This window comes from Holophagaceae bacterium (assembly GCA_016720465.1).
Taxonomy (GTDB): Bacteria; Acidobacteriota; Holophagae; order Holophagales; family Holophagaceae; genus JANXPB01.
The window spans coordinates 1,786,608-1,800,255 of record JADKKO010000004.1; the positions used below are offsets into that span (position 1 = coordinate 1,786,608).

Here is a 13,648-nt window from a genome sequence, read left to right on the forward strand (position 1 = left end):
TATCTGGGATGGGGTGCCGCTGAATGGGGTTGAAGGGCGAACTTGCCACGATGGGCCTGGAAGACATCTTCCAGTGGCTGGCCGTTGGGAAGAAGACCGGAATCCTCGAAATCAAAGGCACGTCCCACACCAAGCGCGTGAGCTTCGCCGACGGCAAAGTCACCTCCGTGTGGTCTTCGGATCCCAGGGACTACCTGGGCCAGTTCCTGCTGGCCTCCAACCGCATCACCGAACAGCAGCTCGCGGAAGCGCTGGCCGCCCAGGAGGATGAGAACCAGGTGCTCGGCAAGATCCTGGTGAACCGCAACCTCATCAGCGAGGCGGAAATCCGCCGGATGGTGCAGACCAAGACCGAAGAAAGCATCTACGACACCTTTCTCTGGGGCGTGGGGACTTTCGAATTCCACGACAACCGGCTGCCAGACCAGAAGACCATGCTCATCAGCCTGGAGGTCACGGGCATCGTGCTGGAAGGCGCCCGCCGGATGGATGAATGGAAGGTCATCCGCCAGACCATCAAGGGCGAGGATGCAGTGCTGGGGCCGGTTTCGGAAGTCATCGCCGATATGCTGCCGCTCTCGCCGGAAGACGCCGATGTGCTGTTCCGCCTGGACGAGCGCAAGACCATCGCCCAGCTCATGCAGGAACTCCGCAGGTCGGAATTCATCCTCAGCAAGCATCTGCACGAAATGCTCGAGCGCGGCATGTTGCGGACCATCGATCCGGGCGGGCACCTGAATGACGCCACCCACGCCCAGCTCATGAAGGCCAAGGGATTGATGGAAAAGGAGAAGCTCCAGGAGGCCCAGAGTGAACTCCGGCGCCTGCTGCAGGTGGACCCGAAGATCCAGGAAGCCAGCCGCATGCTGGAGATGGTCCAGCACAAGCTGGAAGACCAGAACCTGGACCAGGAGCAAGTGCTCGAGCTGGCCCTGAGCATGGACGAACTGATGCAGACCCACCTGGAATCCAGCGAGGCCTTCCTGGCCACCCGCGTGAACGGGGTCTGGAGCATCCGCGATGTCATCGCCGGGAGCCCATTTCCTCCTGAAGAGTGCCTGGCCATCTTCGCGAAACTCATCCGCCGTGGGGTGCTGAAAGTGAGCAATGCCGGGCCATCCGGGACCCGGACCGCGACGTATAATTGAATTATGAGAAGCTGGATGCTTCCAATGGGAGGATTCATGCGCCTTGCCACGACCTGCTTCGCGCTGGCGGCCCTCACGCTGCCCCTGTGCGCCGCGTCCGCGCCCCAGTCCAGATCGAAACCCAGGACCAAGGCTCCGAAAGCTTCCCAGGCTGTGGCGAACCTCCAGGCCCAGGTGAAAAAACTGACCGCCGAGCGCGATGATCTCTCCGCGAAGCTCCGGGAAGCCCAGGTGCAGCAGGAAGACCTCGCCGCGGCCCAGAAGAGCCGGGACCTGGCCAAGGAAGAAGCGGCCTCCGTCCGCAAGGAACTGGAGCAGATCAAGGGCAGCCTGAAGGAGAACCAGCAAAGCGGCGACAGCATCCTGATGGACCTCCAGCGGGGCCGCGAAGCCCTCAAGGCCGCGCAGGAAGAGAACGCGAAACTCAGAGCAGACCTGCTCGCCGCCAACGCCAAGCTGGCCGGAAAGCAGGGGGAAGGCGCCCTGCTTCCCATCACCCCAGACGTGAATCCCGCCCGGCCCATCAACCTGAACCAGGTGCGTCCCAAGGCGAAGAAGGTGGACACCGGCGTGGTGGTGGTCAACGTGCTCGTCAATGAGAGCGGCGAAGTGCTGGCCACCAAACTGCTGCAGGGCCTGCCGGGCACTGGCGAGTGGGTGGACAAGGCCAACGAGGCTTGCGTGGAGGGCGCCAAGCGCCTGGTGTTCGAACCCGCTACCGTCGGCGAAGGCAAGACCCGCGTGCGGGTATGGCAGGGCGTGGGATTCTTGATCGACTAGGCCGAAAAGAAGTCCCAAGTCTCAAGTCTCAAGTAAAGCGGCCCCGAGTGGGGCCGCTACTGCATTTACTTGAGACTTTGGACTTGAGACTTGGGACTTCTTGCTCCGCTACTTCCCGCTCCGCAGATCCTTCCCCTCTTCTCCCACTAAGCAGCTCACGTCGCCCTGGGCCCATGCCTGGCAGGCCAGGCGCTGGTCCGGGGAGGCTTTGAGGATGGCGAGGATGCGCTTTTCAGCGGAGAGCGGCTCGCTGAGGTTTTGAGCGCCGCCTTCGATGGTGACGAGGCAGGTTCCGCAGCGCGCATGGCCGCCGCAGCGGTGGTGGAGGTCCACCTCGGCCTTGGTCGCGATGGCCAGGAGGCTCAGCTCCCGCTCCAGCTGCACCTCGCCTGCGGTCTTGCCTTTGAATGAAACCGTGAACATGGATGTCCCGCCAAGAAGGCGCCCGGCGCGGCAGCACAGCATTCAAGGCCGCGGCCGCACCGGGCGGAGCTCCATGTTAGCAGGCGCCTCGGGAGGCAGCGCGGGGAGCCGGGTTCACTCGGATCTCAGCGCATCCAGGGGTTTCGCGTTCAAGCTCCTCCAGGATCCCAGCAGGCCCACCGCGGCCGTGAGCAGGGCGGCCGCCGCCAGCAGCACAGGCGCGGCCCATGGATCCGCGTTGGCGGGCAGTTCCAGGATTTTCTTCGCGTAGAGGTCCGAGAGGATCCGGGCCATGCCGCTGGCGATGAGGGCCGCGCTGGCCCCCAGCAGCAGGAATTCCCAGAGCAGGCTGCCCAGCAGGGTGCCGTGGGTGGCGCCGAGGGTGCGCAGCAGGGCCAGATCCCGCTGCCGGCCCAGGCGGCCCGCCAACAGGCTCGCGGCCAGCACCAGGAGGCTGGAGGCCAGCATGAGCGTGGCGAGGGCGCGGGCCACGGTCGAGATCAGGTCCAGGATCCGGCCCACCTTGCGGGCCACTTCGGAGATGTCGATGACCGTGATGTTGGGGAAGGCCTGCGCCACCTCCGTCTGGATGCGGGCGCGGGTGTCCTCGCTTTCGGCTTCGAGGGCCACCAGATCCAGGCGCGGCGCCCCGCTCAGCAAGGAAGGGTGCAGGACGATGAAGAAATTGGGACGCATGGTCTGCCACACCACCTTGCGCAAGGAGGTGACCTTGCCGCGGATTTCCTGGCCCTGCACATCGAAGGCGAGTTCATCGCCGAGCCTGGCCTGGATGCTTTGCGCGAAGAATTCCTCCAGGGAGATTTCCGCGAGGGGCGCCCTGGGATCGCTCCAGAAGCGCCCGGCGACGAGGGTTTCGCCTTCCTCCAGCACCGCGCGGTAGGTGAGGTTCTGCTCTCGGGTGCGGAAGCCCTCGCGGCGGGTTTGCTCCTCGTTGCCTTCCACCGCCCCGGGCGCTTCGCGGACAGGGCGGCCGTTGATCGCCTTGAGGCGCGCCCGCACCAGGGGCGCCACCAAGGGCTCGCGTCCGGAAAGGCGCTTGAGCCGGGTTCGCAAGGCCTCGCTCTGGTCCGGCTGGACATCGATGAAAAAAAGATTAGGGCGGTTGCCCGCGCCGCGCTGTTTCAGGATCGGGCCCACCAGGTCGTCCTTGATGAAAGACGTGGCGAGCGTGAGGAAGATGGCCAGTCCCATCACCGCCATCATGAGCGAGGTGAGGGCCGGCTTGGCGCCCAGCTGCGCGAAGCCGAGCTTCATGGCGAGGGGCATGCGCGGGGCGAAGCGGCCATAGAGCCAGAGCATCAGGCGCGTGGCCCCCATGAGCAGCGCGAAGAGCAGGGCCAGGCCCGCCAGGGTGGCGAAGCCGGCCTTCAGGCTCGGGGCGTTGCGCAACACCAGCCAGGCCGCCACCAGCAGGGCCGAGCCACTGCAAAGCCAGGTCGCGGCGCGGTCCCCTCTCTGGACGGTGGATTCCCGCAGCAGCTCCAGGGGCCTGACCTTTCCCAGGCGCAGGAGGGGCGGAAGGGAAGGCAGCAGCACCATCGCCGCGGCCGCCAAGGTCTCGGTCAACGGGGGCCATTGAGCCGGGGCGTTCTTCGCCGCTGCGGGGATGATGTCGCCGAGGATCCTGGGGATGAACGCCGCGGCCGCCGAGCCCGCGGTGAAACCGAGAGCCAGGGCCGCGCCCAGCAGGATCAGGGTGAGTCCGCTGTAGATCAGCACCGGCGCGTTGGGCGGAGCGCCGAGGCAGCGCAGAATGGCCGCGTCGCGCCGCCGGCCATCGAGAAAGGCCGCGAGGATGGCCCAGGCGCCCAGGAGCGCCAGCAGCAGCGTGAACAGGCCCAACTGCTGGATGAACCGATTGAGGTTGCGGATGGGGCGCGCCAGGGCCCCGCTGGCCTCCTCATGGCTCTGGGCCCGCACCATCGGACCAGCATTTCCTGCAAGGGTCCGCAGCTTTGGCAGGAGGCTTCCGAGCCCGGCGCCGGGCTTGAGGGTCACCAGCAGGCGTCCTGTCATCCGCGAGCGCTGGGTCATGAGACCCAGGGACCGAGCTGTTTCCAGTTCCATGTGCACCCGCGGCCCGAGCGTGAAGGCCGAGGCCTGGCGGGATTCATCCCTGGCCACGATGCCCCGTACGGGCAGGTCGCTGGTGCCGATCCGCAGGGAGGCGCGCGGTTGGATTTCCGTAGATGGAGGTCCCGCCACCGACAAATGGAAGTTCTCCGCGAGAATCCCTTCCACGAACACGCCGTGGTCCAAGGCCGGGCGGCCCCCGGCATCGCCGGCAGGGCCGCCGGTGATGTCCAGCGCTCCCGCCAGCGGATACCCGGGGCCCGCCGCGCGCACTTCCACGAGTTTGGGCGGGGAGCCCTCCACCGTGGCCATGGTCGCGAAATCATAGACCAGGCAGGCGCGGTCCACCTCAGGAAGGGCCCGGACCTTGGCTTCCAAGCCTTCGGGCACCAGGCCGGTGGCATTCAGGGCCGCATCGCCGCCGAGGATGGCCCGGCTCTCGGAGTGGATGGCGCCCAGCACCCGCGCCGAGAACCCGTACGTGGCCGCAAAGGCTGCGAAGCCCAGGGACAGGCAAAGCGCGATGAGCAGCAGCCTTCCCTTCTGGCGGTCCAGTTCCCGGCCCACCATGCGAAGAAGGAAACCAGCCGTCATGCCGCGCCGTTCCCGAAGCGCCCGCCCTCCAGGAAGACTTGGCGATCCAGGCGGTCCGCCAGGTGGGGATCGTGGGTCACGAGCACCAGCGTGGTGCCCAGGTCCTGATGCAAGGCCAGCAGCAGCTCGAACACCTTTGAGGCGTTCACGCGGTCCAGGCTGCCGGTGGGTTCATCGCAAAGCAGGATCTTGGGCCGGGCCACGACGGCCCGCGCGATGGCCACCCGCTGGCATTCGCCGCCGCTGAGCTGGCCGGGCAGGTGCGCCATGCGGTGTTCCAGCCCCACCCGGGCGAGGGCCTCCTGCGCGGATTTTATGGGAGAGCCAAGCCCCGCGATCTCCGCGGCGATGACGACGTTTTGCAGTGCCGAAAAATGCTGGAGCAGGTGGAAGGCCTGGAACACGAATCCCAGGTTCCGGGCCCGGAAACGCGACAGGCCCGCTTCGCCGAGGGTTCCCAGCCGGTGGCCCGCGACGTTGACCTCGCCGGAAGTGGGCTGGTCCAGGCCCGCCAGCAGGCCCAGCAGGGTGCTCTTGCCGCTGCCGGAAGGGCCCTCGATGGCCACCGAAAGGCCGGCCTCGAAGGAGCAGGACAGGTTTTCCAGAACCGTGAGGGATTCACCCGAGGGGGATTCAAATATCCGCGACACCGCGCGCAGTTCGATCATGAACCCAGCGTACCGGAACAGACCACGTGAATCCTGGACCCTAGCCGTGAGAATCTTTTCCTATGCGCCATTGGCTGTCCATCCTGCTGTTCCTGCCCACCTGCGCGGGACATGCCACGGCTCCATCCGAAACCCGCCGCACGGTCGTGTTCCTGGGCGACAGCCTGACGGCGGGGCTGGGATTGCCGCTGGAACAGTCCTTTCCGTCCCTGATCGAAGCCCGCCTCCGGGCGGAACGGAGGCCCTGGAAGGTCGTGAACGCGGGTGTCTCCGGCGACACCACCGCCGGTGGATTGGCCAGGCTCGACTGGATCTACAGGCAGAAGGTGGATGTGCTGGTGGTGGCCTTGGGGGCAAACGACGGCCTGCGCGGACTTCCCGCCGTCCAGACCGAACAGAACCTGCGGGGGATCCTCCAGCGGGCCCGCAGGGAAGGCTCCCGCGTGCTCCTGGCGGGCATCCGCCTGCCGGATAATTTCGGTCCCCGGGCCCAGGCCCGCTTCGCGGCCATCTATCCGCGCCTGGCGGCGGAATTCCGCGTGCCGCTGGTGCCTTTCCTGCTCGAGGGTGTGGCCATGGAACCGGGATTGAACCAACCGGATGGCATCCATCCCAACGCCGAGGGAGCGCGCCGGGTGGCGGACCACCTCTGGAAGAAGTTGGGGCCGATGCTCTCCGGTCCACGCTGAAGAGCTACACTGCACCAAAGCAATCGTAATGGGTGGAACTGGAGCCTTCATGAAGTGGTTGAAGCGGATCGTGCTGATCCTGGGTGTGGCCTTGGGGCTTGGAGCCCTCTGGGCCTGGTGGACCATCCAGCGCCAGCTCCCGGATAGCGCGGTTCCCGTGATCCATGGCCTCGCCAACCGCGTCCAGGTGGTGTTCGATGCGCGGGGAGTCGCGACCATCAAGGCTGGATCCTTCCAGGACGCCTTCCGCGTGCAGGGCTATCTGTCGGCCCGGGAACGCCTGTTCCAGATGGAATTGCAGCGTCGCACCGCCGACGGGCTGCTGGCCGAAATCTTCGGCCCCTCGGCCTTGCCGGTGGACCGGATCCACCGGGTCTATGGCTTCCACCAGACGGCCGATGCGGCTTCGCCCCAATTGCCCGAAGACGAACGGGACGCCTTGGAGGCCTTTTCAGACGGGGTCAACGCCTTCATCCAAAGCCATCCCGGCCGGTGGGGACTTGAATTCCAGTTGCTCGGCATCAAGCCCCGGCCCTGGACCCCCGCGGATTGCCTGAAGGGCCTGCTGCTGATGCACGAGGATCTCTCCAGCACCTGGAAGACGGAGCTGCGCAACGAAGCCTTGAAAGTCCTGCCTGAACCCCAGCGGCGCGCGATCCAGCCCGTGGCGACGGATTGGGACCAACTCATCATTCCGGACGTGGAAGCGCCGCGCCTGGATGCGGAGCTGCTCTTCCAGGCCCAGCCGCTGTTCAAATCCGCGAAGCTGCCCGGATTGCCCAGGGATGGGCTCGGCCTCAGCCCATCCGCCGGAGAACGCGATCCCTCCATCGGCTCCAATGCCTGGGTGGTGAGCGGGAGCCGCACCGCGAGCGGGAAGCCGATCCTCGGGAACGATCCCCACCTGGGGCTTTCGAGTCCCGGCATCTGGCTGCCCCTGCGCATCGAAATCGGCGAGCGGCACGCAGAGGGCGTGGCGCTGCCCTTCCTGCCGGGCATCACCCTGGGCCGCAACCAGGCCATCGCCTGGGGATTCACGAATCTGGGCACCGACGTCCAGGATCTCTACCGGGAAGCTCCGAAGGGTGAGCGCATCGAGGACATCCCCGTCAAAGGCCGGGCGGCCGAGCGGTTGCGGGTGCCCTTGGGCGCCCACGGGCCGCAGGTGCGGCCGGGCTACAGCCTGAAATGGACCGCCCTGGATCCCGCGAATCTGCGGATGCCCGTCACGAAGCTGATCCGCGCCACGGATTGGGACAGCTTCAACGCCGCCTGCGATGGGTTCCTGGGTCCCGCGCAGAACATCGTCTATGCCGACGCGGAGGGCCACATCGGCTACCGCGCGACTGGTCTCGTGCCCCTTCGGAAGAAGGGCGACGATGGTTCCCTACCGGTGGACGGCAACGACCCCAGCAACGATTGGCAGGGCTTCGTGAGCCAGGCGGAAATGCCCCGGGTGCTGGATCCGGCCAGGGGCTACCTGGTGACCGCCAACCAAAGGATACTGGGCAGCGGTTTTCCGTATCCGGTCGCCACGCGCTGGGCGAGCCCCGTCAGGGCCAAGCGCATCGCAGAGCTGATCGAAGCCGCGGGCAGGCTGGATCATCAATGCGCGGAGCGCATCCAGCTGGACATCGCCTCGCCTGAACACCGTGAATTCATGAATCTGGCAACGCCAGCCCTGGACGCGGGCTGGCGGTCCGAATTCCAGGGATGGGATGGCTTGGCGGAGGCGGGGTCCAGAAAATTCCTGGAGGCCGATCTGCTGAAGAAGCATTTCCGGGCCCAGTTGCTGAGCCGCCTGCTGCGGGGCACCGGGTGGGACGCGGACAATTTCAGTTCGGACACCGACGATGCCCTGCTGCGGGAAGCCCTGAAAGCGGATCAGGATGCCTGGACCCGCGTAGGCCTTGGCGACAAGCAAGAAGCCCTTTTAGAAGCCGCCCGTCTCGTCAGGAAGCAGCTGGAGGCGGGCCCCAGGACCTGGGGGGAATCCAACCGCCTGGCCATCCAGAATCCCCTGGGCCGGGCGGGCGGCGTGCTGGGCTGGGCCTACAATCCGCCCCGGGTCGGCCAGAAAGGCGCGAACCACAGCGTCCGCGTCGCCAAGCCGGGATTCGGCCAAAGCATGCGCCTGATCGTGGATTGGGGGGATGCCGACGCCACCACGCTGGTGGTTCCACTGGGCGTGAGCGGCCACCTGGGTTCCAGCCACCGCCACGACCAACTGAAACACTGGCGCGAGGGCGATCCTGCCGGCCAGGCGACCCGGCTCAAGCAGGCGGAACGCGGCAGCGGGCTCGTGTTCCCGAATTGAGCCCCCAGCCCGATGGTTCTCCCGCTGCCATGCCGCGGGAAACGATGGGTTCAAGAATGGTGATCAGTCCGGCACGGGCAGGCCGCTGGGAACCGAGGACGGGACTTCTCCGCTCTGGTCGAGCGCGCCGGGATCCGTCAGGGAGTGGAGGAACTCCACCAGGTCGCCGACTTCCGCCTCCGAAAGGGCCAGCGGCGCCGCCACGATGGGATCCAAGGTGTTGAACACCCCTGCCTGGATGATGTCCTGGTTGCGCACCTGGCTGGCGAAGCGGGAGGGCAGTTGATTCGGATCGTAGGTCTGGAGCGACTGCCTTGGATTGAGATGATGCCTGACCACGGCTTTGAGGGAGGCATACCCTCCGGCGTGGGTCCAGGGACCGGTCAGGGCGACGTTCCGCAATGGGGGAGTGCGGAATTTGAAACGGTCCGGGGCCAGGCCCGTTTCGCGCCCCCGGCCAAAGTCCAGGGGGGATTCCGCCCCCTTGCCGGGGCCGACCTGGGGCATCGCGAGGTTGTGGAATTTCAGGTCGGTCATCGAGGGGCCCGAGTGGCATTCGGAACAGAGCGCTTTCCCATAGAACAACGCCGCGCCGCGTTTTTGGGCCGCGGAGAGGGTGGTGGAATCCCCGGCCACATAGCGGTCGAACGGGCTATCCGCCATCGCCCAGACGCTGGCTTCGAAGGCTCCGATGGCGTTGGAGGCATGTTGGAATCCCCACTGGGCTTGGGGCACAGCCGGATAGGCGGCCGAGAACAGCCGGACATATTCCGGTATGGCCATCAGACGCGCCATCAGGCCATTCCAGATCCCGGAGAAATCGCTGTCGGCCAGGGCCGCCAGTTCGTTGGGCTGGCCGTCCACCCGGGTCTCTCCCGCGCTGCCCCGCATCTCGTCGCGGGAAGTGACCGGGAACATCGCCTGGGCTGCCAGCGCATTTTCCAGTCCCGGCAGAAGCTTTGGGCCCGCCGGCGTGGTCAAACCGGTTTGGGCGGTGCCGCTGACCCGGCCATCCCAGAAGAGGACGTTGAAATCGCCGGCGCCGCGGTTGAACACCTCGGGCGCATTACGGGGAATGAAATTCCGGCCGGGTCCATTTTCCCGGTTCGCCCCCAGCCCGGCGCCGCCGGTGCCGATGGAGACGCTGAGCGCGTCCGCGGTGTGCGCGGCCGGGTGATGGCAAGTGGCGCAGGAGATGTCCATGTTGCCGCTCAGGATCTTGTCGAACATCAGGGCCTTCCCCAAAGCGACTTTTTGCGGAGCCTGGGCGGGCGTCTGGAGGGCCCGGACCCCGGCCTTCTCCAGCTTGGAGCGGAGCAGCCCATCTTCGGAGGCGCGGTCTTCCTGGCGGCCGCCGCAGGCCGACAACAGGACCACGGAAAGCAGTGTAGGCAGCAGTAGGGATGTCTTCATGAGTCCTCGCTCAAGCGTGGGGATGGAAGGGCGCCTGGAACCGGCGTAGCGGTTGGTTTGCCTGGGGCCGAATGGGGGGAGATGCATCATTCTCAACCAGAACCGGACATTTGCCCAGGGTGGCGCCGGATGCAACGCTCCACCTGCGGCGCAGGCCATCCGAGCAGGCGGAACTTCGTTGCGAGGAGGCGTCCTGGCTGGCTGAAGCGTCCTGGCGTCGCGCCGGGGGGCCGCGGATGCCCGCGAAAAGGCCTACAACGAGGCGGGCTCCATGCGCTGCTCGCCTTCCCAGCGGTAGAAGCCCGAGCCGCTCTTGCGTCCCAGGCGCCCCGCCGCCACGAGCTGTTTGAGCAGCGAAGGCGCCTTGAAGCGAGGCTCTCCCAGGGCGTCGAACATCACATCCGCCACATTCGCGATGGTGTCCAGCCCGATGAAGTCCGACAGATGCAGCGGGCCCATGGGGTGGCCGCAGCCCAATTTCATGCCCGCGTCGATGTCGGCGGTGCTCGCGAGATGCTGCTCGCGGGAGCGGATGGCGTCCAACAGGAAGGGCACCAGCAGGCGGTTGACGATGAAGCCCGGCGCATCCGGCGCCAGCACCGGGGTCTTGCCCACCCTCCGGACGAAGTCCTGGAGCGCTTCCACCGTGTCGGCGGAGCTGAGCACGGTCCGGATGATCTCCACCAGCGGCATGGCGGGCACGGGGTTGAAGAAATGCAGCCCCGCCGTGAACGGCTGGCGATCGGGCCCCAGGGCGGCGGCCAGCTCGGTGATGGAGATGGATGAGGTGTTCGAGCAGAGCAGGGTGGAAGGGGCCATGACGCGGTCCAGCTCGGCGAACATCTTCAGTTTCAGGGACAGGATTTCAGGCACCGCCTCGATGACCAGTTCGCAATCGCCCAGGGCGCTCCATTGCAGCGTGCCCTGGAGCTTCGCGCTGAAGACATCGGCCTCCTGCTGGCTGCGCTTGCCCTTCAGCACGGCCCGGTCCCACTGGTTCTGGATGCGGACCAGGCCGCGGTCCAGAGCAGGCTGGTCGACCTCTTTCACCACCACGCTGAAACCCGCTTCGGCCGCGATCTGCGCGATTCCTGCGCCCATGAGCCCGCATCCGACGATGCCCACCGTGTTGACCGAGCTCATGTCCATGGAGGCCTCCGGAATGAAAACAGCTTAGCTCCCCGCCCCGGGATTGCGGGAAACTCTGGGTCGTTGTTCTGGAATAACTCAGTCCTTTCATCCAATGGCACGACATAAGGATCCGTAACTCAACAACCAGAAAAGCATTGGTTGTTTCGTAACGGCTCCTAAGGTGGAGACCCCATGATCATCGCGCAGCACACCCTTGAAACGACGGCCACACCCGAAAACATCTGGGCGCTATGGGCGGACGTGGCTCGCTACCCGGAGTGGGATGGCGGGACCGAATGGGCCAGGCTGGATGGTGGATTCAAGGCGGGCAACCACGGCGAACTGAAGCCGGTGGGCGGCCGGGCCGCAGCCTTCACCATCACCGAGATGGTGGAAGGGCGGTCCTTCTCCGACCTCATAGGGCTGCCCTTCGCCCGGCTGCGGTTCCACCACTCGATGGAACCGACCGGCATGGGCGCCCGCCTGACCCACCGCATCGAGGTGGAAGGCCTTCTCGCCTGGATCTGGGCACGCAGGTTGGGACCGGCGTTCCGGACGGACCTTCCGGCCTCCATGCGGAAACTGGCGCGGCTGGCCGAGCGGCCCGAAGGCCGCTGAAACGCTGGAGCCAGCCGCCAGCGCTAGACCGGGAAGCCGATCAGAGCGAGGCCCAATCCGTCGGTTCCGCGGCAGCAGCACCATAGTTGGTTTCGATCTGCGCGAGCTGCAGCTTGCCGCTGGCGTCGTCGTTCACGGCGTGCCACTTGGTGTAGGAGTCGATGACCCAGATGCCGCTTTCGCGGGTGCCGTTGCCGCTCCAGCCGTTGCCGCCGAAGGGCATGTGGGCCTCGGCGCCTGATGTGGTGTTGTTGATGGAGCTCATGCCCGCCTTGATCTCGCGCTTGAAGCGCTCCACCCAGTGGCGGTTCTCGGTGTAGAGCGAGCTGGACAGGCCGTAGGGCGTGCCGTTGGCGTAGTCCATGGCCTGGTCGAAGTCCTTCACCGTGGAGATGTTGACCGTGGGTCCAAAGACCTCGTTCTGGAACAACCACATATCGGCGGTGACGTCGTCCCACACGGTGGGCTGCATGTAGATGCCGTGGCTGATGTCGCCCTTCACGACCGCGGTGCGGTTGGCGTCGGTCCATTGCGCGCCGCCGCTCAAGCGCTTGGCGCCCTTGTCCTTGGCGCCCTCCGCCCAGTGCTCCTCGAAGCCCTTGGCGAAGCGCGCGTTGATCATGGGACCGTAGGTCACTTCAGGGTGCGTGATGGGGTTGCCGATCTCCAGTTTGGCGAGCCCGTCCATGAAAGCCTGCTTGAATTCAACTGCGCAGGCCTCGTGCACGATGATGTTGGCGAGGCTGGTGCAGCGCTGGCCTGCGGTGCCGAAGGCGCCCCACAGCGCTCCGCGCACGGCGTTGTCCATGTCGCAGTCCGGCATGATGATCATGGGATTCTTCCCGCCCAGCTCCAGGCTCGGGATCATCAGATTGCGCCCGCACATTTCGCCGATGGTGCGGCCCACCTGGGTTGAGCCCGTGAAACTGAACTTCTGGTAGTAGCCCTTGTCGATGCCCGCCAGGAAATGTTTGCCGCAGCCCGCGCGGCCCTTGCCGTTCACGGTGTTCACGACGCCTTCGGGGACGCCCGCGTCCTGCATGGCTTTCAGGAAGAGGTAGGCGATGGTCGGCGCGTCGTCGCTGGGCTTCCACACCACGGTGTTGCCGCAGAGGATCGCGGGGATGATCTTCCAGGAGGGCACGGCCATGGGGAAGTTGTTGGCGGCCAGGATGCCGCACACGCCGATGGGCCGGCGGTAGGTGTAGAGCTCCTTGTGAGCCATCTCGGAGGGCACGGTCTGGCCGTACAGCCGGCGGCCTTCGGAGGTGAAAAAGGTGCAGGTGTCGATGGCCTCCTGCACTTCGCCCGCGGCTTCCCGCGGGGTCTTGCCGATCTCGCGGGTGATGACGTGGGCCAGTTTGTCCTTCTGGTCGGCGAGGATTTGGCCGATGCGCTGGATCACCGCGCCGCGGATCGGGGATGGGGTCGCGGACCAGGTCTTGAAGGCCTTCGCGGCCGCCTTGGCGGCATTTTCCACATCCTGTTCGCCGCTGTCCGGGAAGACACCCACGAGATCGCGGTCATCCACGGCGGAGCGGGATTCGATGTGGCCGACCCCCTCGACCTCCTTGCCATTGATGTAGTTGAAGCCCTGGATCGTTTTCCCGGCGTGGGCAGCTTCGGGGGCGTTGGGTTTGAGAATCATGTGGGTCGCTCCATATCAAACCCTCAAGGATAACGCGGCCTTCCCAAGTTGTCCGAAATGGTTCCAGGACTCCCTCATAGGATTGGAGAACCGCCCTTCCACGGGTTAGTCTGGATGTCTAAGGG

Annotated in this window: 11 protein-coding genes; 5 read left to right on the top strand and 6 right to left on the bottom strand. The window is 66.0% G+C overall.

The annotated features are described in order from the left end of the window. Positions 1-29: 29 nt before the first annotated feature. Both IPQ13_15210 and IPQ13_15215 read left to right on the top strand, forming a co-directional pair. A complete protein-coding gene (locus IPQ13_15210; GenBank protein MBL0212240.1) occupies positions 30-1,148 on the top strand; it encodes a DUF4388 domain-containing protein in 1,119 nt (372 codons plus the stop codon). 36 nt (positions 1,149-1,184) lie between these two features. Beyond that, positions 1,185-1,928: a hypothetical protein gene (locus IPQ13_15215; GenBank protein ID MBL0212241.1), complete on the top strand. Its 744-nt coding sequence runs from the start codon at positions 1,185-1,187 to the stop codon at positions 1,926-1,928. 108 nt (positions 1,929-2,036) lie between these two features. Here IPQ13_15215 and IPQ13_15220 read toward each other — a convergent pair whose 3' ends face one another. The 3 genes from IPQ13_15220 to IPQ13_15230 form a co-directional block, all read right to left on the bottom strand. Further along, positions 2,037-2,351, bottom strand: coding sequence for a (2Fe-2S)-binding protein (locus IPQ13_15220; GenBank protein ID MBL0212242.1), 315 nt, complete (start codon positions 2,349-2,351; stop codon positions 2,037-2,039). A 114-nt stretch (positions 2,352-2,465) separates the two neighbouring features. Then, positions 2,466-5,039 (bottom strand): FtsX-like permease family protein, encoded by a 2,574-nt coding sequence (locus IPQ13_15225; GenBank protein MBL0212243.1) that lies wholly within the window; start codon positions 5,037-5,039, stop codon positions 2,466-2,468. Beyond that, complete coding sequence (locus IPQ13_15230; protein MBL0212244.1) at positions 5,036-5,707, bottom strand: ABC transporter ATP-binding protein; 672 nt, start codon at positions 5,705-5,707, stop codon at positions 5,036-5,038. Before IPQ13_15230 ends, IPQ13_15225 begins: the two co-directional genes overlap by 4 nt. A gap of 62 nt (positions 5,708-5,769) precedes the next feature. Between IPQ13_15230 and IPQ13_15235 the strand changes: the two genes are divergently transcribed. Beyond that, on the top strand, positions 5,770-6,396 hold the full coding sequence (locus IPQ13_15235; protein ID MBL0212245.1) for an arylesterase: 627 nt from the start codon (positions 5,770-5,772) through the stop codon (positions 6,394-6,396). A gap of 49 nt (positions 6,397-6,445) precedes the next feature. Next, positions 6,446-8,713 carry a penicillin acylase family protein gene (locus IPQ13_15240; GenBank protein MBL0212246.1) on the top strand — a complete coding sequence of 756 codons (2,268 nt, stop codon included), beginning with the start codon at positions 6,446-6,448 and terminating at the stop codon, positions 8,711-8,713. Between the two features lie 63 nt (positions 8,714-8,776). Here the strand turns inward: IPQ13_15240 and IPQ13_15245 are convergent, their stop codons facing one another. Together IPQ13_15245 and IPQ13_15250 are read right to left on the bottom strand one after the other, a co-directional pair. Beyond that, a complete protein-coding gene (locus IPQ13_15245) occupies positions 8,777-10,126 on the bottom strand; it encodes a cytochrome-c peroxidase (GenBank protein MBL0212247.1) in 1,350 nt (449 codons plus the stop codon). 252 nt (positions 10,127-10,378) lie between these two features. Further along, complete coding sequence (locus tag IPQ13_15250; protein ID MBL0212248.1) at positions 10,379-11,269, bottom strand: 3-hydroxybutyryl-CoA dehydrogenase; 891 nt, start codon at positions 11,267-11,269, stop codon at positions 10,379-10,381. Between the two features lie 180 nt (positions 11,270-11,449). On the opposite strand from IPQ13_15250, the gene IPQ13_15255 reads away from it, so the two are divergent. Then, positions 11,450-11,875: an SRPBCC family protein gene (locus IPQ13_15255; GenBank protein MBL0212249.1), complete on the top strand. Its 426-nt coding sequence runs from the start codon at positions 11,450-11,452 to the stop codon at positions 11,873-11,875. Positions 11,876-11,915: 40 nt separating this feature from the next. On the opposite strand, the gene IPQ13_15260 is transcribed toward IPQ13_15255, so the two are convergent. Then, positions 11,916-13,523 carry an aldehyde dehydrogenase family protein gene (locus tag IPQ13_15260; protein MBL0212250.1) on the bottom strand — a complete coding sequence of 536 codons (1,608 nt, stop codon included), beginning with the start codon at positions 13,521-13,523 and terminating at the stop codon, positions 11,916-11,918. Between the last annotated feature and the right edge of the window lie 125 nt (positions 13,524-13,648).

Excerpts from the sequence above, each read along its gene's own strand:
- IPQ13_15235 (MBL0212245.1), top strand. The coding sequence starts at position 5,770 with ATGCGCCATTGGCTGTCCATCCTGCTGTTCCTGCCCACCTGCGCGGGA.
- IPQ13_15225 (MBL0212243.1), bottom strand. The coding sequence starts at position 5,039 with ATGACGGCTGGTTTCCTTCTTCGCATGGTGGGCCGGGAACTGGACCGC.
- IPQ13_15240 (MBL0212246.1), top strand. The coding sequence starts at position 6,446 with ATGAAGTGGTTGAAGCGGATCGTGCTGATCCTGGGTGTGGCCTTGGGG.
- IPQ13_15250 (MBL0212248.1), bottom strand. The coding sequence starts at position 11,269 with ATGAGCTCGGTCAACACGGTGGGCATCGTCGGATGCGGGCTCATGGGC.
- IPQ13_15220 (MBL0212242.1), bottom strand. The coding sequence starts at position 2,351 with ATGTTCACGGTTTCATTCAAAGGCAAGACCGCAGGCGAGGTGCAGCTG.
- IPQ13_15260 (MBL0212250.1), bottom strand. The coding sequence starts at position 13,523 with ATGATTCTCAAACCCAACGCCCCCGAAGCTGCCCACGCCGGGAAAACG.
- IPQ13_15230 (MBL0212244.1), bottom strand. The coding sequence starts at position 5,707 with ATGATCGAACTGCGCGCGGTGTCGCGGATATTTGAATCCCCCTCGGGT.
- IPQ13_15245 (MBL0212247.1), bottom strand. The coding sequence starts at position 10,126 with ATGAAGACATCCCTACTGCTGCCTACACTGCTTTCCGTGGTCCTGTTG.
- IPQ13_15215 (MBL0212241.1), top strand. The coding sequence starts at position 1,185 with ATGCGCCTTGCCACGACCTGCTTCGCGCTGGCGGCCCTCACGCTGCCC.
- IPQ13_15255 (MBL0212249.1), top strand. The coding sequence starts at position 11,450 with ATGATCATCGCGCAGCACACCCTTGAAACGACGGCCACACCCGAAAAC.